19 protein-coding genes are annotated in these 21,653 nt (G+C 70.8%); 13 read left to right on the top strand and 6 right to left on the bottom strand.

Annotated features, from left to right (window positions below; all coding sequences use genetic code 11):
- Positions 1-44: 44 nt before the first annotated feature.
- The 8 genes from EDF48_RS14320 (at position 45) to EDF48_RS14355 (ending at position 9,554) form a co-directional block, all read left to right on the top strand.
- Entirely contained in the window at positions 45-1,274 is a 1,230-nt protein-coding gene (locus tag EDF48_RS14320) for a Gfo/Idh/MocA family oxidoreductase (RefSeq protein WP_279387371.1), read from the top strand.
- Complete coding sequence (locus EDF48_RS14325; protein ID WP_131846985.1) at positions 1,271-2,173, top strand: sugar phosphate isomerase/epimerase; 903 nt, start codon at positions 1,271-1,273, stop codon at positions 2,171-2,173. Before EDF48_RS14320 ends, EDF48_RS14325 begins: the two co-directional genes overlap by 4 nt.
- Positions 2,170-3,225, top strand: coding sequence for a Gfo/Idh/MocA family oxidoreductase (locus EDF48_RS14330; RefSeq protein ID WP_131846986.1), 1,056 nt, complete (start codon positions 2,170-2,172; stop codon positions 3,223-3,225). The genes EDF48_RS14325 and EDF48_RS14330 overlap by 4 nt, the downstream gene beginning before the upstream one ends.
- Before the next feature lie 59 nt (positions 3,226-3,284).
- The gene (iolG, locus tag EDF48_RS14335; protein ID WP_131846987.1) at positions 3,285-4,295 is read left to right on the top strand and encodes an inositol 2-dehydrogenase; all 1,011 of its coding nucleotides are present in this window, start codon (positions 3,285-3,287) and stop codon (positions 4,293-4,295) included.
- The gene (locus EDF48_RS14340; protein WP_131846988.1) at positions 4,292-5,179 is read left to right on the top strand and encodes a sugar phosphate isomerase/epimerase; all 888 of its coding nucleotides are present in this window, start codon (positions 4,292-4,294) and stop codon (positions 5,177-5,179) included. The genes iolG and EDF48_RS14340 overlap by 4 nt, the downstream gene beginning before the upstream one ends.
- 92 nt (positions 5,180-5,271) lie before the next feature.
- Positions 5,272-6,111, top strand: a complete 840-nt coding sequence (gene iolB / locus EDF48_RS14345) for a 5-deoxy-glucuronate isomerase (protein ID WP_131846989.1) — start codon at positions 5,272-5,274, stop codon at positions 6,109-6,111.
- Positions 6,112-6,135: 24 nt separating this feature from the next.
- On the top strand, positions 6,136-8,052 hold the full coding sequence (gene iolD, locus EDF48_RS14350) for a 3D-(3,5/4)-trihydroxycyclohexane-1,2-dione acylhydrolase (decyclizing) (RefSeq protein ID WP_131846990.1): 1,917 nt from the start codon (positions 6,136-6,138) through the stop codon (positions 8,050-8,052).
- Positions 8,049-9,554, top strand: coding sequence for an NAD-dependent succinate-semialdehyde dehydrogenase (locus EDF48_RS14355; protein WP_131846991.1), 1,506 nt, complete (start codon positions 8,049-8,051; stop codon positions 9,552-9,554). Before iolD ends, EDF48_RS14355 begins: the two co-directional genes overlap by 4 nt.
- Before the next feature lie 53 nt (positions 9,555-9,607).
- Here EDF48_RS14355 and EDF48_RS14360 read toward each other — a convergent pair whose 3' ends face one another.
- Both EDF48_RS14360 and EDF48_RS14365 read right to left on the bottom strand, forming a co-directional pair.
- Positions 9,608-10,378 carry an IclR family transcriptional regulator gene (locus EDF48_RS14360; RefSeq protein ID WP_131846992.1) on the bottom strand — a complete coding sequence of 257 codons (771 nt, stop codon included), beginning with the start codon at positions 10,376-10,378 and terminating at the stop codon, positions 9,608-9,610.
- Positions 10,371-11,156, bottom strand: a complete 786-nt coding sequence (locus EDF48_RS14365) for an IclR family transcriptional regulator (protein ID WP_131846993.1) — start codon at positions 11,154-11,156, stop codon at positions 10,371-10,373. The genes EDF48_RS14360 and EDF48_RS14365 overlap by 8 nt, the downstream gene beginning before the upstream one ends.
- 114 nt (positions 11,157-11,270) lie before the next feature.
- On the opposite strand from EDF48_RS14365, the gene EDF48_RS14370 reads away from it, so the two are divergent.
- Genes EDF48_RS14370 through EDF48_RS14385 form a run of 4 tightly spaced genes read left to right on the top strand, consistent with a single transcriptional unit; the run spans position 11,271 to position 16,036 of the window.
- Entirely contained in the window at positions 11,271-12,161 is an 891-nt protein-coding gene (locus EDF48_RS14370; protein WP_131846994.1) for a transketolase, read from the top strand.
- On the top strand, positions 12,158-13,108 hold the full coding sequence (locus tag EDF48_RS14375) for a transketolase C-terminal domain-containing protein (protein ID WP_131846995.1): 951 nt from the start codon (positions 12,158-12,160) through the stop codon (positions 13,106-13,108). The genes EDF48_RS14370 and EDF48_RS14375 overlap by 4 nt, the downstream gene beginning before the upstream one ends.
- Positions 13,105-14,148 (top strand): PfkB family carbohydrate kinase, encoded by a 1,044-nt coding sequence (locus tag EDF48_RS14380; protein ID WP_131846996.1) that lies wholly within the window; start codon positions 13,105-13,107, stop codon positions 14,146-14,148. Before EDF48_RS14375 ends, EDF48_RS14380 begins: the two co-directional genes overlap by 4 nt.
- A 46-nt stretch (positions 14,149-14,194) precedes the next feature.
- Positions 14,195-16,036, top strand: coding sequence for a phosphoenolpyruvate carboxykinase (GTP) (locus EDF48_RS14385; RefSeq protein WP_131846997.1), 1,842 nt, complete (start codon positions 14,195-14,197; stop codon positions 16,034-16,036).
- 23 nt (positions 16,037-16,059) lie between these two features.
- On the opposite strand, the gene EDF48_RS14390 is transcribed toward EDF48_RS14385, so the two are convergent.
- The 4 genes from EDF48_RS14390 to EDF48_RS14405 form a co-directional block, all read right to left on the bottom strand.
- Entirely contained in the window at positions 16,060-16,998 is a 939-nt protein-coding gene (locus EDF48_RS14390) for an ABC transporter substrate-binding protein (protein WP_131846998.1), read from the bottom strand.
- Complete coding sequence (locus EDF48_RS14395; RefSeq protein WP_131880800.1) at positions 16,998-17,777, bottom strand: ABC transporter permease; 780 nt, start codon at positions 17,775-17,777, stop codon at positions 16,998-17,000. Before EDF48_RS14395 ends, EDF48_RS14390 begins: the two co-directional genes overlap by 1 nt.
- 2 nt (positions 17,778-17,779) lie before the next feature.
- On the bottom strand, positions 17,780-18,406 hold the full coding sequence (locus EDF48_RS14400) for an ABC transporter permease subunit (protein ID WP_307860918.1): 627 nt from the start codon (positions 18,404-18,406) through the stop codon (positions 17,780-17,782).
- A gap of 178 nt (positions 18,407-18,584) precedes the next feature.
- On the bottom strand, positions 18,585-20,186 hold the full coding sequence (locus EDF48_RS14405) for an alpha-L-fucosidase (protein ID WP_131880802.1): 1,602 nt from the start codon (positions 20,184-20,186) through the stop codon (positions 18,585-18,587).
- A 79-nt stretch (positions 20,187-20,265) separates the two neighbouring features.
- Between EDF48_RS14405 and EDF48_RS14410 the strand changes: the two genes are divergently transcribed.
- Complete coding sequence (locus EDF48_RS14410; RefSeq protein ID WP_207896270.1) at positions 20,266-21,639, top strand: MFS transporter; 1,374 nt, start codon at positions 20,266-20,268, stop codon at positions 21,637-21,639.
- The last annotated feature ends 14 nt before the right edge of the window (positions 21,640-21,653 follow it).

Consider the following 21,653-nt stretch of genomic DNA (forward strand, 5'->3'; position numbering starts at 1 on the left):
TTTGGACCGGTTCAAAATCCTCGCCAGGAAGCAAAGGAGCACCCGTGGCAGAGAACAGCGCACCCCGCTCGGTCGGAGTCGGGCTCATCAGTGTCGGCTGGATGGGGCGCCTCCACTCGCGCTCCTACGCCCTCCTCCCACTCGTCTACCCGGAGCTCGGGATCCGTCCCCGCCTCGTCGTCGCCGCCGACGTGGCACCGGCCGGTCGCGACTACGCGAAGGACGTCCTCGGCTACGAGAAGGTCGTCTCCGACTACCGCGAGGTCCTGAACGACCCCGAGGTCGACGTCGTGTCGATCTGCGCTCCGAACTCGCTGCACGCCGAGATCGGCATCGCCGCGGCCGAGGCCGGCAAGCCGTTCTGGATCGAGAAGCCCGTCGGCCGCGGGGCCTCCGAGACCGAAGCCGTCGCCGCAGCCGCCGACGCCGCCGGTGTCGCCACCACGATCGGCTTCAACTACCGGCACGTCCCGGCCGTGCAGCACGCACGCCAGCTCGTCCTCGACGGTGCCCTCGGCCGGATCACGAACGTCCGTGGCCGGTTCTTCGGCGGCTTCTCCTCGAACCCGGCGGACCCGCTGACGTGGCGCTTCGTCCGGGCGACCTCGGGCAGCGGGGTCCTCGGTGACCTGATGGGGCACCTCGTCGACCTCATGCACTACGTCCTCGGCCCGATCGGCTCGATCTCGGCTGCGACCGGCACCTACCTGACCGAGCGCCCCGGGCTGCCCGGCACGCCCGACGCCGGCAAGCTGCTGCCCGTCGAGAACGAGGACTACGCCACGATGCTCGTCCGATTCGGCGACTCCGCCGTGGGCGCGGGCGCGATCGGCAACCTCGAGGCCTCCCGCATCGCCGTCGGTCCGCGTTCTGAGTACGCGTTCGAGATCTTCGGCACCGAGGGGTCGGTCCGCTGGGACTTCGAGCGGCTCAACGAGCTCGAGGTGGCCCTCGCCCGCACCGGGCAGCACGTCGGCTACACCCGCGCGTTCGCCGACGGGTACTTCCCCGACTACTCCCGGTTCCAGCCGAGCTCCGGCACGAGCATGGGCTACGACGACCTCAAGGTGATCGAGGCGGCGAAGTTCCTCACCGCGGCCACCGGCGGCGAGGCCACCGGATCGAACATCCACGACGCCGTCGCCTCGGCCCGCGTGCTGAGCGCCGCCGAGGAATCGGCGGAGTCGGGTCTGTGGGTCGACCTGCCCGTCGAACCGGGCACCACCGCCAACACCAGCGCCGTCGCAGCCGAGATCGACGGGGTGCGCGCATGAGCCTCCGCATCGCGACCGCACCGATCTCCTGGGGTGTCAGCGAGGTCGACGGCTGGGGCCACCAGCTGCCGCCGGAGCGCGTCCTCGCCGAGATGACGTCCCTCGGCTTCGAGGCCACCGAGCTCGGCGCCCAGGGGTTCCTGCCCCCGGCGCCCGAGGACAAGGCGGCCCGGCTCGCCGAGTTCGGCATGACGGCGATCGGCAGCTTCGTGCCGGTCATCGCACACCAGCCCGGCACCGACCCGCTGCCCCGGATCGAACAGGAACTCGCCGACTACGCGGCCTCCGGAGCGACCGTGCTCGTGGTCTGCGCGGACAGCGAGCAGACCGGCTACGACGCCCAGCGCGAGCCGCTCACCGACGAGCAGTGGGCGACGCTGTTCACCAACCTCGACCGGATCACCGAGGCTGCGGCCGCGGTCGGCGTCACGGCGACCCTGCACCCGCACGTCGGGACCGTCGTCGAGACGAAGGACGACGTCGACGCCGTGCTCGCCGGCTCGACGATCCCGTTCTGCTTCGACACCGGGCACCTGTTCCTCGGTGGCACGGACCCCGTCCGCTTCGCCGCCGAGCACAGCGACCGCATCGCGTACATGCACCTCAAGGACGTGTCCCTCGAGGGTGCGCAGTGCGTGGCGGACGGCGAGATCAGCTACTTCGACGCGATCAAGGCCGACCTGCTCTACCGGCCGGTCGGACAGGGCGACGTGGACATCCGCGCGATCCTGACGAGCATGGTCGAGGCCGGCTTCGACGGCTGGATCGTCCTCGAGCAGGACAAGGTCGTGCTCGACGAGCCCGCTCCCGGCACCGGCCCGATCGAGGACGCCCGTGCGAGCGTCGATTTCGTCCGTGCCCTCGTCGCCGAGCTCGAGGCCGCCGAGGTCACCCGGTGAGGGTCGGCGTCGCCGGCCTCGGCCGCATCGGAGCGATGCACGCTCGGAACCTCGCCAGGACCCCGGGCGTCGACGAGGTCGTGCTGATCGGCCGCGACGCCGGCCGGACCGAGGGCGTGCGCACCCGGCTCGACGAGCAACGCGGGGCCGAGACCGGCTGGGCGTCGGTGTCGACCACCGTCGATCCGCTCACGGACGTCCTGCCCTCGCTCGACGGTGTCCTCGTCGCGTCGGCGACGGACACCCACGCCGACCTGGCCCGCGTCGTCGCGGACTCGCACACCCCGCTCCTGATCGAGAAGCCCCTCGCGCTCGGCGTGGACGAGCTCACCGAGCTCTCCCGCGACCTCGACGCGACGGGGACCCCGATCATGGTCGCGTTCCACCGCCGCTACGACCCGGGGTACCAGCGGTTGCGGCAGCACGTCCTCGACGGTGACGTCGGCACGCTGCGACTCGTGCAGGCGACGGAGAACGACCACCACGCCCTGCCGGTGGACTACATCCCGCAATCGCACGGCATGTGGCTCGACCTGCTCGTCCACGACTTCGACATCATCCCGTGGGTCGTCGGCGACCCCGTCGTCGAGATCTCGATGATCGGGTCCGTCCTGGACGAGCCCGTGTACGGCGACCACCAGGACACCGACACGGCGATGGTGACCCTGCGGTTCGCGTCGGGTGCCGTCGGCAGCATCGGAGCGCTCCGCCGGAGCGGCGCCGGCCAGGACGTCCGGCTCGAGGTCACCGGCACGAACGGCGCGTTCGGCGCGGGCTACGGACCGCGCACGCCGATCACGTCGACCGAGCCCGGCGGCGTCGCCCCGGCGAACCCGTACGACACCTTCGGCGACCGGTTCGTCCCGGCGTTCGAAGAGGAGATCGCGCACTTCGTGCGGATGATCCGTGGCGAGTCGGAGAGTCTCACCCCGCCCGCGGCCGGGCTCGTCGCCACGGCGCTCGCCGAAGCGGCTGCTGAGTCGTTCCACACCGGTCGTCCCGTGCGACCACGCAGTACCGCGTCGACCACGCGGACCACCACCACCGCGTAGACCACGCGGACCACCACCACCGCGTAGACCACGCGGACCACCACCACCTGGAGATTGCAATGACGCAACAGATCCGGATCGGCCTCTTCGGCACCGGGCGCATCGGACAGGTCCACGCCATGAGCGTGGCCGCCATCGAGGACGCGGAGCTCGCGTGGGTCTGCGACCCCTTCGTCGAGGGCGCCGAGCGAACGGCCGCCGAGTACGGCGGCAAGGTCAGCACCGACCCGGCCGAGGTCTTCGCCTCGGGGGAGGTCGACGCGGTCATCATCGCGGCACCGACCGCCACCCACGTCGACCTCATCGACGCCGCGATCGACGCGGGCGTCCCGGTGCTCTGCGAGAAGCCCATCGACCTCGACCTCGAGCGGGTCGACCGGCTCCGCGCGAAGGCCGCGGCGGCCACCGTCCCGATCGTGCTCGGCTTCAACCGGCGGTTCGACCGACACTTCGCCGAACTGCACCGCCGGGTGAGCGCGGGGGAGATCGGCACGCTGGAGCAGGTCCTCATCACGAGCCGCGACCCCGCTGAGCCACCGGCCGGGTACCTGGCGTCGTCCGGCGGGATCTTCCGCGACATGACGATCCACGACCTCGACATGGCGCGCTTCTTCGTGCCGGACATCGTCGAGGTGACCGCCCGCGGCGCGAACACGTTCAGTGCGACGGCCCGCGAGCTCGGCGACTTCGACTCCGCGGTCGTCACGCTCCGCGGTGCGGGCGACGAGCTCGTGGTGATCACGAACTCGCGGCACGCGGCGTACGGGTATGACCAGCGCTTCGAGGTGTTCGGGTCCGAGGGGCTCCTGCAGGTCGGCAACCAGACCGACACCCTCGTCCGGCACTGGGGTGCCGGTGCCGTCGAGGCACTGGAGCCGTACCAGAACTTCTTCCTGCAGCGGTACGCCGAGGCGTACCGGCTCGAGGTCGTCGAGTTCCTGAAGGCGGTTCGGGGTGAACCCTCCCGCAGCCCCGGGTTCGAGGACGGCCGCGCCGCGCTCGTCCTCGCCGACGCCGCCGACCGATCGGCCCGCACGGGCGGATCGGTCACGGTCGACCTGTCGCGATGACCGGGATCAGCCACGACCTCGTCGCCACCTGCTGGACGACGTCGGGGACCGCGGTGCCGGACGGCCCGTCGGAGCGCAGCTCGTTCTCGGCACGGGACCGGGTCAGTGCCACGGCGGACGCCGGGTTCACCGGGCTCGGGTTCGTCGTCGACGACCTCGAGGTCGTCCGGGACACGATCGGGTTCGACGCGCTCCGGGCCCACGCCGACCGCCTCGGCATCGGTCACCTCGAGGTCGAACTCGTCAAGGACTGGTGGCGCGACCCGTCGGACGCGCCGTGGCGTGCCCGATGGGACCTGCTCCGCGACGCCGCGCAGGCCTTCGACAGCCCGATGGTGAAGATCGCGCCGCCACCGGCGCCGACGGTCGCCTCGGTCGAGCCCTACGTCGGACCGTTCCGCCGGCTGGCCGACGAGGCCGCGGCGATCGGCACGCGACTCGCGCTCGAGCCGCTGCCCTTCGCCGGGATCTCCTCGCTGCCGCAGGGATCCGAACTGGTCAGGGCGGTGGACCATCCGCACGCCGGCCTGGTCGTCGACTCCTGGCACGTCTTCCGCGCCGGGACCTCGCTCGACGAGCTCCGCCGCACCCTGGACCCCGCGACGGTCGTCGGGGTCGAGGTGAACGACGCGGACGCCCTGCCCGAGGCCGGCCGCACCCTGTTCGAGGACACCCGGGACAACCGGCGCTACCCGGGCGAGGGTGCGCAGGACGTCGTCGGCTTCTTCCGCACGATGGCCGAGGTCGGCTGGTCCGGCCCGTGGGGCGTCGAGATGCTCTCGATCGAGCACCGCGCGAAGTCGCTGGCCGACGCCCTGGACGCCGCACGCGACACCACCCTGCGGTGCATCCGGCTCGCTGAAGCCGGTCTCCGCCTCGCCTGAGCACTTTTCTCACAGCGGACGATTCGTCCGGCCAGCGAGAAAAGCGGTATGCTCTTTCCATCCGAACGCAACGACGCAGAGAGGATCACAACATGGTCGACCCGCAGGTGCTCAAGCACGGCGCATGGGACGTCATCACCCCGGAGATCGCCGGTTGGGAGTTCATCACCTTCCAGGTGAAGACCTTCGGCGACGGCGAGACGGTCGAGCTGCCCGCCGACGGCAACGAGCGGGCGTTCGTGAACCTGCACGGCGACCTCGTCCTCACGGTCGCCGGCGAGGAGTACCGCCTCGGTGGCCGGGACACGGTCTTCGACGGACTCGGGCACACGCTCTCCGTCCCGCGCGACACCGCGGTGACGATCACCGCCACCCCCGGAGCCGAACTGGCCATCGCGACCGCGCCGGCCACCGAGCAGCACGAGGTCGTCCTGGTCACGCCGGACGACGTCGGATCCGCCACCCGTGGTGCCGGCAACGCGACGCGGCAGGTCTCCACGCCGATGTCACCCGACTTCCCGGCCGACCGCCTGCACATCGTCGAGGTGTGGACCCCGGGCGGCAACTGGTCGAGCTTCCCGCCGCACAAGCACGAGCACGACGTCGACGGCGAAGCGCAGCTGGAGGAGGTCTACTACTACCGCCTCCGCGACCCGGAGAACGGCTGGGCGCTGCAGCGGGTCTACAGCCCGGAGCGCGACTTCGACCTCGACGTCCCCGTCCGCGACGGCGACATCTGCCTCATCCCCTGGGGGTACCACACCACCGTGGCCGCCCACGACCAGGACCTCTACTACCTCAACGTCCTCGCCGGCCCGGCGCTGAAGCGCACCCTGCAGGCCGCAGAGGACCCCGCGCTCGCCCCGGCCCGCGCCAGGTGGGAAGCCCTCGGCACCGATCCGCGTGTGCCGTTCGTCCCCGTCCGCCCCTGACCCACCACGAAAAGGAAGTTCGCAATGGTGCAACACCCTCAGCCGACCCGCCGCCTCACGGTGGGCCAGGCGATCGTCGAGTTCATGCAGGCCCAGCACGTCGAACGTGACGGGGTGACGCAGCCGTTCTTCGGCGGCGCGTTCGGCATCTTCGGCCATGGCAACGTCGCCGGGCTCGGACAGGCGCTCCTGCAGTACCAGGACGTGTTCCCCTACTACCAGGGCCGCAACGAGCAGGGCATGGTCCACATCGCGACCGGCTACGCGAAGACGAAGAACCGTCTCGGCGCGCTCGCCGTCTCGACCTCGATCGGGCCCGGCGCGACCAACATGGTCACCGGTGCCGGTACCGCGACGGTGAACCACATCCCCGTCCTGCTCTTCCCGTCGGACGCCTTCGCCACCCGGTCCACCGGCGCGGTGCTCCAGCAGCAGGAGCACCCGTACGCGATGGACGTCACCGCGAACGACTCGTTCCGTGCGGTGTCGCGGTACTTCGACCGGATCAGCCGACCGGAGCAGCTCGCCTCAGCCTTGCTCGAGGCGATGCGCGTGCTGACGAGCCCGGCCGACACCGGCGCCGTCACCATCGCCCTGCCGCAGGACGTGCAGGCCGAGGCGTTCGACTTCCCGGAGACGCTGTTCTCCGAGCGGGTCTGGCACGTCGCCCGCAACCGTCCCGACGCCGCGGCGATCCAGCGTGCGGCCGAGCTCATCAAGGGTGCGAAGAAGGCCGTCGTCATCGCCGGCGGTGGCGTCGTGTACTCCGAGGCGACCGGGGAGCTCGTGCGCTTCGCCGAGTCGACCGGCATCGGCGTCGGTGTGACGCAGGCGGGCAAGGCCGGCATGCCGTGGGACCACCGGCTCGCCCTCGGCGCGCTCGGTTCCTCCGGCTCCGCGTACGCCAACGCCATCGCGAACGACGCCGACGTGGTCATCGGCATCGGGACCCGCTACACCGACTTCACGACGGCCTCGAACACCATGTTCCAGAACCCCGACGTGGCGTTCGTCAACATCAACGTCGCCGAGATCGACGCGTTCAAGGAATCCGGCATCCCGCTGGTCGGCGACGCCCGCGAGACGCTCGCCGAACTCCGTGCCGCGCTCGACGGCTTCACGCTCGACGCCGACGTCGTAGCCGCGAACGAGCAGGCCGCCGCGGACTGGCGTGCCGAGGTGGACCGCATCATCGAGGTCCAGGACAGCCGGACGCTGTCCCAGGCCGAGATGCTCGGGCTCCTCAACGCCTCGGCCGAGCCGGACGACGTCGTGGTCAACGCCGCCGGCTCGATGCCGGGCGACCTGCACCGCCTGTGGCGTCCGGGCAGCCCGAAGGGCTACGACATCGAGTACGGCAACTCGTGCATGGGCTACGAGGTCGCCGGTGGCGTGGGCGCACAGCTCGCCGCACCCGAGCGCCGCGTGCACGTCCTGGTCGGTGACGGCTCGTACCTGATGATGTCGCAGGAGATCATGACCGCGGTGCAGGAGCACCTGCAGATGACCATCGTCATCGTCGACAACTTCGGCTACGGCTCGATCGCCGCACTGTCCGAGACCCTCGGCTCGCAGACGTTCGGTACCCGCTTCAACGAGCGCGGTGAGGCGCTCCGCCACGACGGCCGCCGGCTCGAGGTCGATTTCGTCGCCAACGCGGCGAGCTACGGTGCCGAGGTCTTCTCCGCCGACACCGCGGACACCTTCCGCTCCGCACTCGACGCGGCCCGTGCACACGACGGCACCAGCGTCGTGTACGTCCGCGTCGACGCCCAGGGCCGCTTCGGCGGCTCCGGCGCCTGGTGGGACGTGCCGGTCGCCGAGGTCTCGACGCTCGACAGCACGAAGGACGCTCGCGCCACCTACGACGAGCACAAGCGCGAGCAGCGCCTCTACCTGACGCAGTCCGCACCCCGCGTCCGAGAACTGGAGCACTCATGACCGACGTGACCGACGTCCGCGGCGCCACCGACGCCGTGGACTCGACGACCGACCGGGCGATCATCACCGCCGGGGTCCCCACGGGCCTCCTGATCGGCGGGGTGGAACGCGCAGCGTCCGACGGCGCGACGTTCGACGTCCACGACCCCGTGGACGGCCGCGTCATCGCCACCGTCTCGAGCGGGACCCGGAACGACGCCCAGGCGGCCGTCGACGCCGCGGCGGACGCCGCTGCCGACTGGGCCGCGACCCCACCCCGCAAACGGTCTGAGGTGCTGTCGCGGGCGTACGACCTGATGGTCGAGCGCGCCGACTGGTTCGCGCGGCTCATCACGGCGGAGAACGGCAAGGTCTTCGCCGACGCCCGTGGCGAGGTCCTGTACGCCGCCGAGTTCCTCCGCTGGTACGCAGAAGAGGCCGTCCGGATCCCGGGTGCGCTGCAGACCGCACCGGGTGGCACGAACAAGATCCTCGTCGAGCACCGTCCGATCGGCATCGCGATCCTCGTCACCCCGTGGAACTTCCCCGCGGCGATGGCGACCCGCAAGATCGGACCGGCGCTCGCCGCCGGGTGCACGACGGTCTTGAAGCCCGCGAGCGACACCCCGTTGACGGCCCTCGCGATCGGTGCACTCTTCACCGAGGCGGGACTGCCGGCCGGGGTCCTCAACGTGCTGCCGAGCCGGTCCTCCGGCACCGTGGTCGAGCAGATGGTGCGCGACCCGCGCGCCCGGAAGCTCTCGTTCACCGGCTCCACCGAGGTGGGCGTGAAGCTCATGAAGCTCGCCGCGGAGTCCGTCGTCAACACGTCGATGGAGCTCGGTGGCAACGCGCCGTTCGTGGTCTTCGACGACGCCGACCTCGACGAGGCGGTCGCCGGCGCCATGATCGCCAAGATGCGGAACGGTGGTGAAGCGTGCACCGCGGCGAACCGCTTCTACGTGCAGGAGGGCATCGCCGAGGCGTTCTCGGCACGTCTCGCCGAGGCGATGGGCGCGCTCCGGACGGGCGACGGCCTCGACCCGCAGGTCCAGCTCGGCCCGATGGTGAACGAGACCGCCCGCGACGACATCGCCCGGCTCGTCGACGGCGCGAAGGAGGACGGCGCCACGGTGCTGACCGGCGGAGCGTCCCCCGACGGCCCCGGCTGGTTCTACCCCGCGACCGTCCTGACCGGGGTGCCGGAGCACGCGCGCATCCTCAAGGAGGAGATCTTCGGGCCGGTCGCGCCCGTCGTCACCTTCCGCACCGAGGACGACGCCGTCCGGCTCGCGAACGGGACCCCGTTCGGCCTGGTCTCGTACGTGTACACGCAGGACCTCGCGCGTGGGCTGCGGGTCAGCGGACGGATCGAGTCCGGCATGGTCGGGCTGAACCGTGGTCTGGTGTCCGACCCGGCGGCGCCGTTCGGCGGGATGAAGGAGTCCGGCATCGGTCGCGAGGGCGGCGCCGAGGGGCTCCTGGAGTACATGGAGTCGCAGTACATCGCCGTGAGCTGGTAGCGCTCGCGCCACCGCAGGCCCGGCCCGGGCCCGCCGACGGCACTGCGTGCGCGTCAGGACAGCGGGGTCGCCAGTTCGCTGGTGGCCCCGCTCGTCAGTTCCGCGACGGCCGCGCGCGCGGCGTCGGTGAACTCCTGCTGTCGGTCTCGGACGTCTACCGACCGTCCGGCGACCGACAAGCACCCGAGCAACGCCCCGTCGGCCCCGAGCACGGGGAACGCGAGCGCGCCGATCCCGATCGTGGCGTCGTCGAGTGAGAGCGTGTACCCCTGGGACCGCGTGCGCTCGACGTCCTCGCGGAGCGCGTCGGCTTCCACGATGGTCGCACTCGTCAGCGGTCGGCGCTCGGGCCCGTCGGCCAGGTACTCGTCGACGTCGCGGGTGTACGCGAGCACGAGGCGTCCGGCTCCGCCGGCGTACAGCGGCAGGGAACGGCCGGGCGCCAGGGTCAGGACGCCGATGCCACGGCCGGGCGCCCAGTCGACGCACACCGCCTCGTCGCCGCGTGGCACGGTCAGGAACGCGGTCTGCTCGGTGCGCTCGGCCAGGGCGTCGAGGATCCGTCGGGCGCCGGACCACTCGGTCATGGCGTCCCGTGCGGCGTCGGCCAGGTGCAACCACTTCACGCTGAGGCGTGCACGGTTCTCGTCCGTGGTGGTCGCCATGCCGACGGCACGGAGCCCGTCGATGAAGCGGTAGACACTCGGGCGGGGGAGGCCCGTCGCCTCGGCGAGTTCAGCGGGCGAGAGGTCCCCGCGCTCGGCGAGGGCCTCGACCACCGCCATCGAGTTGGCGAGCACCCGCATCGGTTTCCGCTCAGCCACGTCGACCTCCGTCGTGCCCCAGGTCCGCACTGATCGCGGCGGCGGTGGACATCACCAGTTCCGCGAGCTCGGACTCGCGGTCGACGAGCCGTTCGCGGAGCCCGCTGATGGACACCGCGGCGACCAGCTCGCCGCGGTGGTTGAAGACGGGGCTGCCGAAGGCGGCGATGCCGATCGTGACGTCCTGGTCGGACCGGGCGTAGCCACGCGTCCGGGTCGCCTCGAGCTCCGTCTGCAGCTCGCTCCGGGGTGGGACGGCGTACGGCAGGTCGGGCGTCGCCAGGAGTTCGTCGACCACGGCGTGCTGTTCGCCGGCGGCCAGGAACGCCAGGAGTGCGCGGGGTGCCCCGCCCACGTGGAGCGGCAGCGAGTCGCCCACCTGCATCGCCACCGAGCGGACGTCGTGTCCCTCGAGGCGTTCGACGCACACGGCACGCGTCCCTCGGCGGTAGCAGAGCAGTGCGGCAACGCCGACGCTCGACCGGAGTTCGCGGAGCCGCGGCAGTGCGAGCCCGCGCACGTCGAGCGAGTCCTCCAACACGCCGCCGATCTGCATGCAGGCGAGCCCGAGCCGGTAGGTCCCGCGTGCCGGGGCGGCGTCGACCCAGCCCATGGCGGTGAGGCTCTGCAGCAGGCGGTAGGTCGAGCTCGTGGGTTCCCCGACCGCATCCGCCAGCGCGCTCACCGTCAGCGCCTCGGTGTCGGCCAGTGCGTCGATGATCGCGCCGGCCTTGCTGAGGATCTCGATCCCGCCGTCGTCGGAGGCGCCGTCTGCCATGTCGTCATCCTCCCACGCCGACCCTGCTGATCGAATCCACTTAATCTCACGCAGTAGACACACCGTTCACCGAGTGATAGTTTAGTGGCACCACCGCAGAACGAAGGAGTCGCCGTGACACGCAACGACGCGAGAGACGTCGAACACCTGGAGACCGTCGCCCGAGAAGGACGCTGGCGTGTCCTCGAGACGGTCGCGACGAGCAAGGCGGGGCACATCGGTGGCCCGATGTCCGCCATGGACCTGATGGTCGCCCTCTACTTCCACCAGCTCCGGATCGACCCCGAACAGCCGCAGGACCCCGACCGCGACCGGTTCATCCTGTCCAAGGGGCACTCGGCGATCGGGCTGTACTCGGTCCTGGCCCTCCGGGGGTACTTCCCCGTCGAGGAGCTCGCCACCTTCGACCATGGCGACTCCCGACTGCAGGGCCACCCCGACATGAAGCTCACGCCGGGGGTGGACTCGTCCACAGGGTCCCTCGGGCAGGGGCTCTCGGCTGGCTCCGGCATGGCGATCGCCGCGAAGATGCAGGGTAAGGACTTCCACACCTGGGTGGTGCTCGGCGACGGCGAGATCGAGGAGGGCATGGTCTGGGAGACCGTGATCCACGCCCCCCGCTACGGCCTCGACAACCTCACCGCGATCGTCGACCTCAACGGCCTGCAGCAGTACGGCTGGCCGGCCGGCGACCACGACCGCTACGACCGCAGCGAACCGATGGGGCACGTGAACCTCCCCGCCGTGTTCCGCGGGTTCGGCTGGAACGTCATCGAGATCAACGGCCACGACTTCGAGGAGATCCTCGACGCGTACGCCGAGGTCGACGCCGCCCGCGGCACGTCCGGCAAGCCGACGGCGATCATCGCCCACACCGTCAAGGGCAACGGTGTCTCGTTCACCCGCGCCACGTTCAAGTGGCACAACGGCGTGCCGACCGCGGAGCAGCTGGACACCGCCCGCACGGAACTGCTCATCGACCAGAAGACGGAGGCCCTGGCATGAAGGCGCAGCGCGCAGTGTGGGGGGACACCCTCACCGAACTCGCACGGACCGACGACCGCATCGTCGTCGTCGACGGCGACCTCGCGACCTCGACCATGGCGGTCACGTTCGCCGAGGCCCACCCGGACCGCTTCGTCCAGGCCGGCATCGCCGAACAGAACATGGTCGGTATCGCGTTCGGCATGTCGACCCTCGGCTACCGCCCCTGGCTCTCGTCGTTCGGCGTCTTCCTGACGAACCGCGCGCTCGACCAGGTGCGCATGCTCGTCTCACAGACCAAGGCCCCCGTCCGCCTCGCCGCCGCCTACGCCGGGCTGCTCAACGGTGCGAGCGGCAAGACCCACCAGGACATCGAGGACCTGTCGGTGATGCGCGCGCTGCCGAACATGACCGTCCTCGCGCCGGCCGACGAGACCGAGGCCGCCGCGATGATCCGCTGGGCCGCCGACCACGACGGCCCCGTGTACCTCCGTCTCGCCCGCGACGCGGTCGCCGACGTCTTCGACGACGGCTACGAGTTCCGCGTCGGTGCCCCGGTGCTGCTCCGCGACGGGGGGAGCGACGCTGACGTGACGGTCGTCTCGACCGGCGTCCAGACCTCCCGCACCGTCGAGGCGATCACCGCCGTCGAGGCCGAGGGACACCGCGTCCGACACGTGCACCTGCCGACGATCAAGCCCCTCGACGACGACGCCCTCTGGGCGCTGCTCGACGGCGCGGCCCAGGTCGTCACGGTCGAGGAGCACAACGTCGTCGGCGGACTCGGTGACGTCGTCGCGGCGGTCCTCGCCGGCCACGCCAGCGGAGCCCGCCTGCACAAGGTCGGGCTCGCCGACTCCTGGGCCGAGTCGGGACCGAACGACTTCCTGCTCGACAAGTACGGACTGTCGGTCGAGCGCGTCGCGGACCGCATCCGTGCCGTCCTCGGGGAGCGAGTCGCCGCATGAGCACGCTGCGTCCGGACGCTGCGGCGTGGACGGGGACCCGGACGGGACGCACGATCGTCACGCTCACCCCGGCGCCCGCGATCGACCGGACGTACTCCGTCGACACCCTGCGGGGCGGGGCCGTGCACCGCGCCCACACCGTCACCGAGACACTCGGGGGCAACGGCGTGAACGTCACCCGTGCGCTCCTCGCGCACGGCGCGGCGTCGCACGCGGTCGCCCCGTTGTCGCCGGAGGCGCTCGCGCCCCTCGACGACGACGCTCGCACCGGCCTGACGCCGGTGGACCTCGGGGTGCGCACCCGGGTCAACACCGTCGTGACCGGGTCGGACGGCGTCACCACGAACGTCAACGAGGCCCCGGCCCCGCTGACACGTGCGCAGTGGACGACGCTGACCGTGGCCGTGCTCCGCACCACGCTGGAGACCGACGCCCGATGGCTCGTGGTGACCGGGTGCCTCCCGACCGTCGCCGGTGGCGACCACCTCGTCGACGTGCTCCCGCTCGTCGTCGCGGCCCGCGCCGTCGGACTGTCGGTCGCGTTCGACGTCCCCGGGCACCAGCTGACGGCGGTGCTCGACCCGCTCGCGCCGGTTGATCTCGTGAAGCCGAACGTCGACGAACTCGCGCAGGCCGTCGGACACCCCGTCACGACGGTGGACGAGACGGTGCGTGCAGCGCGCGCCCTCCTCTCGCGGGGCGCACGACGCGCCCTCGTCACGATGGGTGCCGACGGGGCGCTCCTCGTCGACGCCCACCGACACGAACTGGTACCCGGGGTCGCGACCGACTGCGTCGACACGACCGGGGCCGGTGACGCGGCGCTCGCCGGGTACCTGTCCGCCGAGGCCGACGGTGCGACGCCGTCGGCCGCCGCACGACTCGCGGTCCGCTGGGGCGCGGCGGCGGTCGCCCAGCGGGGTGCTGCACTCCGCGCCACACCGGCCACCCGTGGCGACGGCGCTCCGCCGTCCCGCGCACCCCACCTCACCGACCACTCCGCCTGGCTCCGCGTCGACTCGCTCGCCGCGACCGGCTGAGCGCCGTCCGCAGGACCCCGCGGGCGCCCGACCTCGAAGGACCAGCATGACTGTCATCACCGAGACGATCGGATCGACCATCGAGCCAGGAGCCGGTCTGGAGGCCCTGCGCCGGTGGGTGGACCAGGTCGCGTCCCTGACGGAACCGGACCAGGTCGTCTGGTGCTCCGGCAGCGAGGCCGAGAACCGCGGACTGCTCGCCGAGATGGTCGCCGCCGGCTCCCTCATCGCGTTGGACCAGGGCCTGCGCCCGGGCAGCTTCCTCGCCAGGAGTGACCCCGCGGACGTCGCACGGGTCGAGGACCGCACCTTCATCTGCTCCGCCACCGAGGCCGACGCTGGCCCGACCAACAACTGGCGGGCACCCGACGTCATGCGCACCGAGCTCACGGCGCGCTTCCGGGGCGCGATGCGCGGGCGGACGCTCTACGTCGTACCGTTCTCGATGGGGCCGGTCGGCGGGGCGATCTCGCAGGTCGGCGTCCAGATCACGGACTCGCCCTACGTCGTGGTGTCCACCAGGATCATGACCCGGATGGGCGCTGAAGCCCTGGCGCAGATCGCGCCGGACACGGTCTGGGTCCCGGCCCTGCACACCGTGGGCATGCCGCTCGTGGACGACGACGGAACCAGGATCCCGGACGTGCCGTGGCCGTCGAACTCGACCAAGACGATCGCGCACTTCCCGGAGACCCGCGAGATCTGGTCGTACGGCTCGGGGTACGGCGGCAACGCGCTGCTCGCGAAGAAGTGCTTCGCCCTCCGGATCGCGTCGTCGATGGCCCGCGCGGACGGCTGGCTCGCCGAGCACATGCTGCTCATCCGCGTCACCACGCCCGCGGGGAAGGTCCTGCACGTCGCGGCCGCGTTCCCGTCGGCCTGCGGCAAGACGAACTTCGCGATGATGACGCCGACGCTGCCCGGTTGGAAGGTCGAGACCATCGGTGACGACATCGCGTGGCTCCGCCCCGGTGCCGACGGCCGTCTGTGGGCGATCAACCCCGAAGCCGGGTTCTTCGGCGTCGCGCCCGGGACCGGCCCGGACACGAACCCGGCGGCGATGACCACCGTCCGCTCGAACACGATCTTCACGAACGTCGCGATGACGCACGACGGCGACGTCTGGTGGGAGGGCGCCTCGGAGGAGCCGCCGCGGCACCTCATCGACTGGCGCGGACAGCCGTGGGAGCCGGGCAGTGCGACGCCGGCGGCGCACCCCAACGCGCGCTTCACGGTCGCCGCCGACCAGTGCCCGACGATCTCGTACGACTGGGACAGCCCCGACGGTGTGCCGATCGACGCCATCGTCTTCGGCGGTCGCCGCGCCACCAACGTCCCGCTCGTCGCCGAGGCCGAGGACTGGGAACACGGCGTGTTCTTCGGTTCCACGATCTCCAGCGAGCAGACCGCGGCGGCGGAGGGACCCGTCGGCGAACTCCGCCTCGACCCCTTCGCGATGCAGCCCTTCTGCGGCTACAACATGGCGGACCACTGGGCACACTGGCTCGAGATCGGTGACCGGCTCGGCTCGAAGGCGCCGCGCGTCTTCCGCGTGAACTGGTTCCGCAAGTCCTCGGACGGCGGCTACCTCTGGCCAGGGTTCGGCGAGAACGTCCGGGTGCTCGAGTGGATCGCCGGACGGCTCGACGGCTCGGCGGACGTGGACTGGAGCCCCGTCGGTGGGCTGCCCGCGGTGGGGGAACTCGACCTGGCCGGGCTCGACCTCGACGGCTTCGCCATCGACGAACTGTTCGCCGTCGACCCGACGGCCTGGTCAGCCGAGGCCGAGCAGCTGCGGGCACACTTCGACCGCTTCGGAGACCGCGTGCCGGAGCGGCTGCGGGCACGGCTGGACCAGCTCGTCCGTCGGTTGCGGGACGAGGCGTGACGACGGCCCTGCCGGTCCCCGAGCTACTTGAGCAGCCCCTCCTTGGTCAGCCAGTCCTTCGCGGCGGTCGCGGCCTGCGCCTTCTCGCTGCCCTCGACACGGTTGCGCAGCTCGATGAGGTCATCGGTCGTCAGCTTCTCGGACAGCTTGTTCAACGTCGACGCGAGCTTCGCGCTGTAGATGTCCTTAATCAGGAACGGCAGGATGTTCTGCGAAGCGATCAGGTTCTCGGGGTCCTTCAGCACGAGCAGCTTCTTCGTCACGAGGTCGGGTGACGTCGTGTAGATGTCGGCCACCTGCACGGTGTCGTCGACGAGTGCCTTGACCGTGTCGGGCCCGCCGTAGTCCTCGATCGACTTGAACGTGACCTTGTCCACGCCGTACGTGGACTTGAGCCCGGGGATGCCGTACGGAAGGGTGCCGAACTGCGGGTTGGCACCGAGCGAGAACGGCTCGATCTTGGAGAGGTCACCGATCGACGTGAGGCCGTTCTTCTCGGCCTCGGCCTGGGTCACGACGTAGGCGTCCTTGTCCTCGGCCGGAGACGGCTCGAGCACCTGGAAGTCCTTCGGGATCTCGGTCTTCAGCGCGGCGTCGACCTCCGCTGTCGTCTTCGCGGTGGCCTTGGTGTCGTAGAAGAACAGCAGGTTGCCGTTGTACTCCGGCATGAGGTTGATCGAACCGTCCTTGAGCGCGGGGATCGTGGTCTGCCGCGGGCCGAGGTTGAACTTGGTCGTCACGTCGAAGCCGGCGTCCTTCAGGACGAGCGCGTACATGTTGCCCAGGATCTCGCTCTCCGGGAAGTTGAACGAACCGACCACGATCGGCGTGCTGCCCGATCCGTCGCCCCCGCCCGATGCCGGCTTCGTGGGGTCCGAGGTGGAACAACCGGAGAGTGCCACGATCGCCCCGACCGCGATCACACCCGCGAGGATGCGTGTCCTGGTGCCTGCTGTGAACATCAGTGGTCCCTTTCGTCGACGGAGAGTGCCGTCACCGCGCGGCGCCGGAGTGGCAGCGCGCGGACGTGTGTGCGGCGCCGGCGGGTCTGCCCCTCGGGGCCGCGGCGGGTGAGGTGTTGGGCGAGGGCGAACAAGCCGTCGATCACCAGGGCGAGGACCGTCACGAGCAACGCACCACCGAGGATGAGGTCGTTGTCGTTCAGGCTGATGCCCGTCGAGATGATCGCGCCGAGGCCGCCCAGCGAGATGTACGACGCGATCACGACGGTCGCGATGACCTGGAGCACCGATGCGCGGATCCCGCCGATGATCAGCGGCAGCGACAGGGGGACCTCGACCTTGAGCAGGATCTGCAACTCGGTCATGCCCACCGAGCGCGCGGCGTCCACCGTCTGCGGATCCACGGACTCCACACCGGAGTACGCCCCGGCGAGGATCGAGGGGATCGCCAGGACGACGAACGCGATGATGGACGCGATGAAGGCGGTCTGCGTGAACGGCACGGTCATCCCGATGATGACGAAGAGGGTGCCGAGCAGGCCCAGCGTCGGCAGCGCGCGCATGGACCCGCTGAAGGCGATGACGAAGCTGCGCCCGCGCCCGGTGTGACCGATGTACAGGCCCAGTGGCAGCGCGATCAGCGCGGCGATGGCGACCGAGATGAACGTGTACAGCAGGTGTTCGCCGATCCGGTCCTGGATCGGGAGCGGGGTCTGCAGGCCGGGGCGGTAGTTCGTGGGGTCGAGGAGCCAGGCGACTGCGTGGAGGAAGAACTGCACGGTCAGGCCCCCCGTTCGATCGTCGCCAGCGCAGCCCGACGGCGCGACCGACGCGACCGCACCTGGATCCGTCGCGACCACGGCATCAGGACGCGCCCGAGCGCCACCAGGACGGTGTCGAAGACCAGCGCGACGAAGAGACTCGCTGCCACGCCGACGAGGATCTCCTCGAGGAACTGACGCTGTCGCCCGTCCGTGAACAGGAACCCGATGTTCGCGGACCCGACCAGGGCGCCGACCGAGACCAGGGCGACGGTGCTCGCCGAGACCACCCGCATCCCCGCGAGGAGGACGGGACCCGCCAACGGGAGCTCGACCGTCCAGAAACGGCCCCACGCGGAGTACCCCACCGAGGTGGCCGAGTCGACGACGTCCGCCGGGACGGCGGCGAACGCATCAGCTGCCAACCGCACCATGATGGCGACCGCGTACACCGACAGCCCCACGACGATGTTCACGGGATCCGTGATGCGGGTGCCGAGCAGGTAGGGCAGGATCACGAAGAGCGGCAGGGACGGGATCGTGTAGAGCAGACTGCCGCCGCCGACGATGACCGATCGGACTGCCTGCCACCGGTTCGCCACCCAGCCCAACGGCACCGCCACGACGAACCCGAGGACGATGGGCACGGCCGCGAGACCCGCGTGGGTGACGGTGAGGCCCCAGACGAGACCGAAGTTCGCGATGATCCAGTTCAGGTCAGCATCCCAATCCTCGTCGGACGACCGTTCGCCTGAGAGTAGTCGCGCCGCACCGTTCTGACCGCGACGGATCGTCGCGCCGGCGTCCCCGGGCCGGCATCCTCGGTCACTGGTGCAGGAAGTCCTGCCGCTCCTGCTCGACCACCGGCGCGAGTCGCACCCGGACCACTGGACCGGAGTCGACGCTGGTGATGCCGTCGAGCGCGACCACGAGTGCGTCGGGGTGCTGCTCCCAGTCGACCTCGCCGTCGTGGCCCAGCACGGCGACGGACCGGATGGTGCGGCCGAGCAGGCCCGAGGCCGACCCGAACGCCCGGATGCGGGCCGACCCGTCGTCGGGATCGGCCAGCAGGGTCGCGTAGACGGCGTCGCCGGTGACGTCGTGGCGCGTGGTGAACCGGACGTCCTCGGCGGCGTACTCGACCGTGTCGGCGTCGACGAACGAACCCGCGGGACGAGTGGTCGGCCCCTCGCCCGAGATCGTCCACGGCCGGGTGCCGTAGATCGCCTCGCCGTTCACCGCGAGCCACGAGCCGATGCCCCGCAGGATGCGGACCTCGTCCTCGGGCAGGGTGCCGTCGGCCTTCGGCCCGGTGTTGAGCAGCAGCACACCGTTCTTCGCGACCACGTCGACGAGTTCGGCGACCAGGTCGCGGACGGTCTTGTAGTCGTGGCCCTCGATCCAGCTCCAGGCGGTCTTCGCGATCGCGGTGTCGTTCTGCCAGACGGTCTCCGGTGTGCCGGCCATCGCTCCGCGCTCGATGTCGTACACGGCGCTGCCCGGTGCGAACGTCTCCCACTTGTAGTTGATGACCACCTCGCGGCCCCACTCGGCGGCGCGGTTGTAGTAGTAGGCCGCGAGGGTCCGGACGTACGGCTGGAACGCGGGCTGCTCGATCCACCAGTCGAACCAGAGCACCTGCGGGCGGTACTTGTCGATGAGCTCGACGGTGCGGAGCAGCCAGTCCTCCAGGAAGCGCTCGTTCGGGGCGGTCTCCTCGCGCTGCGCCGGCCCGTAGAAGTCGCTGAACCGCGGATCGAGCACGTCCGAGGGGGTCTTCGTCCCGCCGTTCATGAAGAACCAGTGCTCGGCCCGGTGGGACGACGCGCCACGGACCATCCACGCTTCGTCCGCGGCGACGAGGAGCTCGCCGAACACGTCACGCCCGGGCCCGAGCTGCGCGGCGCTCCACCGGGAGCGGTCGGTGTCGTACATCGCGAAGCCGTCGTGGTGCTCGGCGACCGGGACGACGAACTGCGCGCCGGCCTCGCGGAACACCCGCACCCAGTCGGCGGCGTCGAAGTGCTCCATCGTGAACGAGGGGATGAAGTCCTTGTACCCGAACAAGTCGTGCGGTCCGTAGGTCTCGACGTGGTGCGCGAACTCCGGCGTGCCGGCGCGGTACATGTCGCGGGAGTACCACTCGTTCCGGAACGCGGGGACCGAGAAGACGCCCCAGTGGACGAAGATCCCGAACTTGGCGTCCTGGTACCAGAGCGGTGCGCGGTACTGCTGCAGCGATGCCCAGGTCGCGTCGTACGGGCCCGAGCGCACGACGGCGTCGACCGCGGCCAGGGCCGCGGTGTTGTCCGATACGTCCACGGGCTCGGGCAGCGTGGTCGGGTCCAGCGGGGTGAGCGGTTCGTGCACGACGTGCTCCGATCGGTTGCGGCAGCTCACGACGGCGATGTCGGGAGCGTGAGACATCCTATGTCTGTTCGATCTGTCGCGAGGGGTTCCCGGTCAGGGCATCCCCCGACGAGCGCAGCCAGGAGAGCATCGAACCGTGACCGCTCCGACCGCAGCCGACGTCCCGACCGATCGAGGCCCGCACCGAGCTGCGCGGCTGACACTCGTGCTCGCCTCGCTCGGCTTCTTCCTCATCACGCTCGACATCCTCATCGTGAACGTGGCGCTGACGACGATCGGGCGGGAGCTCGGCGGCAGCACCGCGGGGCTGCAGTGGGTGATCGACGCGTACACGTTGCTGTTCGCCTCGTTGCTGCTGTTCGCCGGCAACCTGTCCGAACGGATCGGCGCGAAGCGGGCGATCGGCTGGGGCATCGCCGGTTTCCTCGTGGCGTCCGTCGCGTGTGCCCTCGCCCCGTCGCTCGGCGCGTTGATCGCGGCGCGTGCGGTCCAGGGCGCGGCCGCCGCGGTGATGCTGCCCGCGTCGATGGCGCTCATCCGCCAGGCGTTCCCCGAGGCGCGCGAGCGGGCGCACGCCCTCGGCATCTGGGCCGTCGGTGGCGCGGTCGCCGGGGCGGTCGGGCCGATCCTCGGCGGCGCGCTGACGACGCTCGACTGGCGCCTCGTGTTCGCCATCAACCTGCCGGTGTGCGCCGTGATGCTCGGGATGCTCGTCCGGGTGGCACCGTCGCCTCGGCGGCCGGCACGGTTCGACGCGGCAGGTCAGGTCCTCGCCCTGCTCGCGCTCGGCGGCCTCGTCTTCGGGCTCATCGAAGGCGGTGCGTCGGGCTTCGGCCGCTGGGACGTGGTCGTCGCGCTTGCCGTCGCCGCCGCCTCGGTCGTCGGGTTCCTGCTGGTGCAGGCCCACGGTCGGAACCCGATGATGCCGCTCGACCTGTTCCGCTCCGGTGGGATGCGGATCGCGCTCGGCGTCGGGTTCGCGTTCATGGTCGGCAACTTCGGCAGCGTCTTCGTCCTGAGCCTCTACCTGCAGCAGCACCTCGGCTTGTCGCCACTGGCAGCAGGGTTGGTGTTCCTGCCGTCCGCAGCGTTCAGCATCGTCGGCAACATCGTCAGCGGCACCCTCGTGAACCGGTTCGGCGCTCGGGTCCCCGTGGTCGCGGGACTCACCACGATGGCGATCGGCCTCGTCGTGATGATCGTGCTCGCCCCGTACGACTCCATCGCCGCGGTCGCGGTGTGCACGATCCTGACCGGTGCGGGCGGATCGGTCGCGATGCCGCCCGCGACGTCGGTCGTCCTCGCCAGCGTCCCCGCTGAACGGTCGGGGACAGCGAGTGCGGTGTTCAACACCTTCCGGCAGGTCGGTGGGGCGGTGGCGATCGCGGTCTTCGGGGCGTTCCTGGCCGACCGGTCGCAGTTCGTGGTCGGGACGCAGACCAGCTTCGTGGTCGCCGCCGTGGTGCTCCTCGTCGCGGCGCTGGCAGCGATCCGCATCAGGACCGAGTGACCGCGGGCGACGAT

The organism is Curtobacterium sp. PhB191 (assembly GCF_004346515.1).
Taxonomy (GTDB): Bacteria; Actinomycetota; Actinomycetes; order Actinomycetales; family Microbacteriaceae; genus Curtobacterium.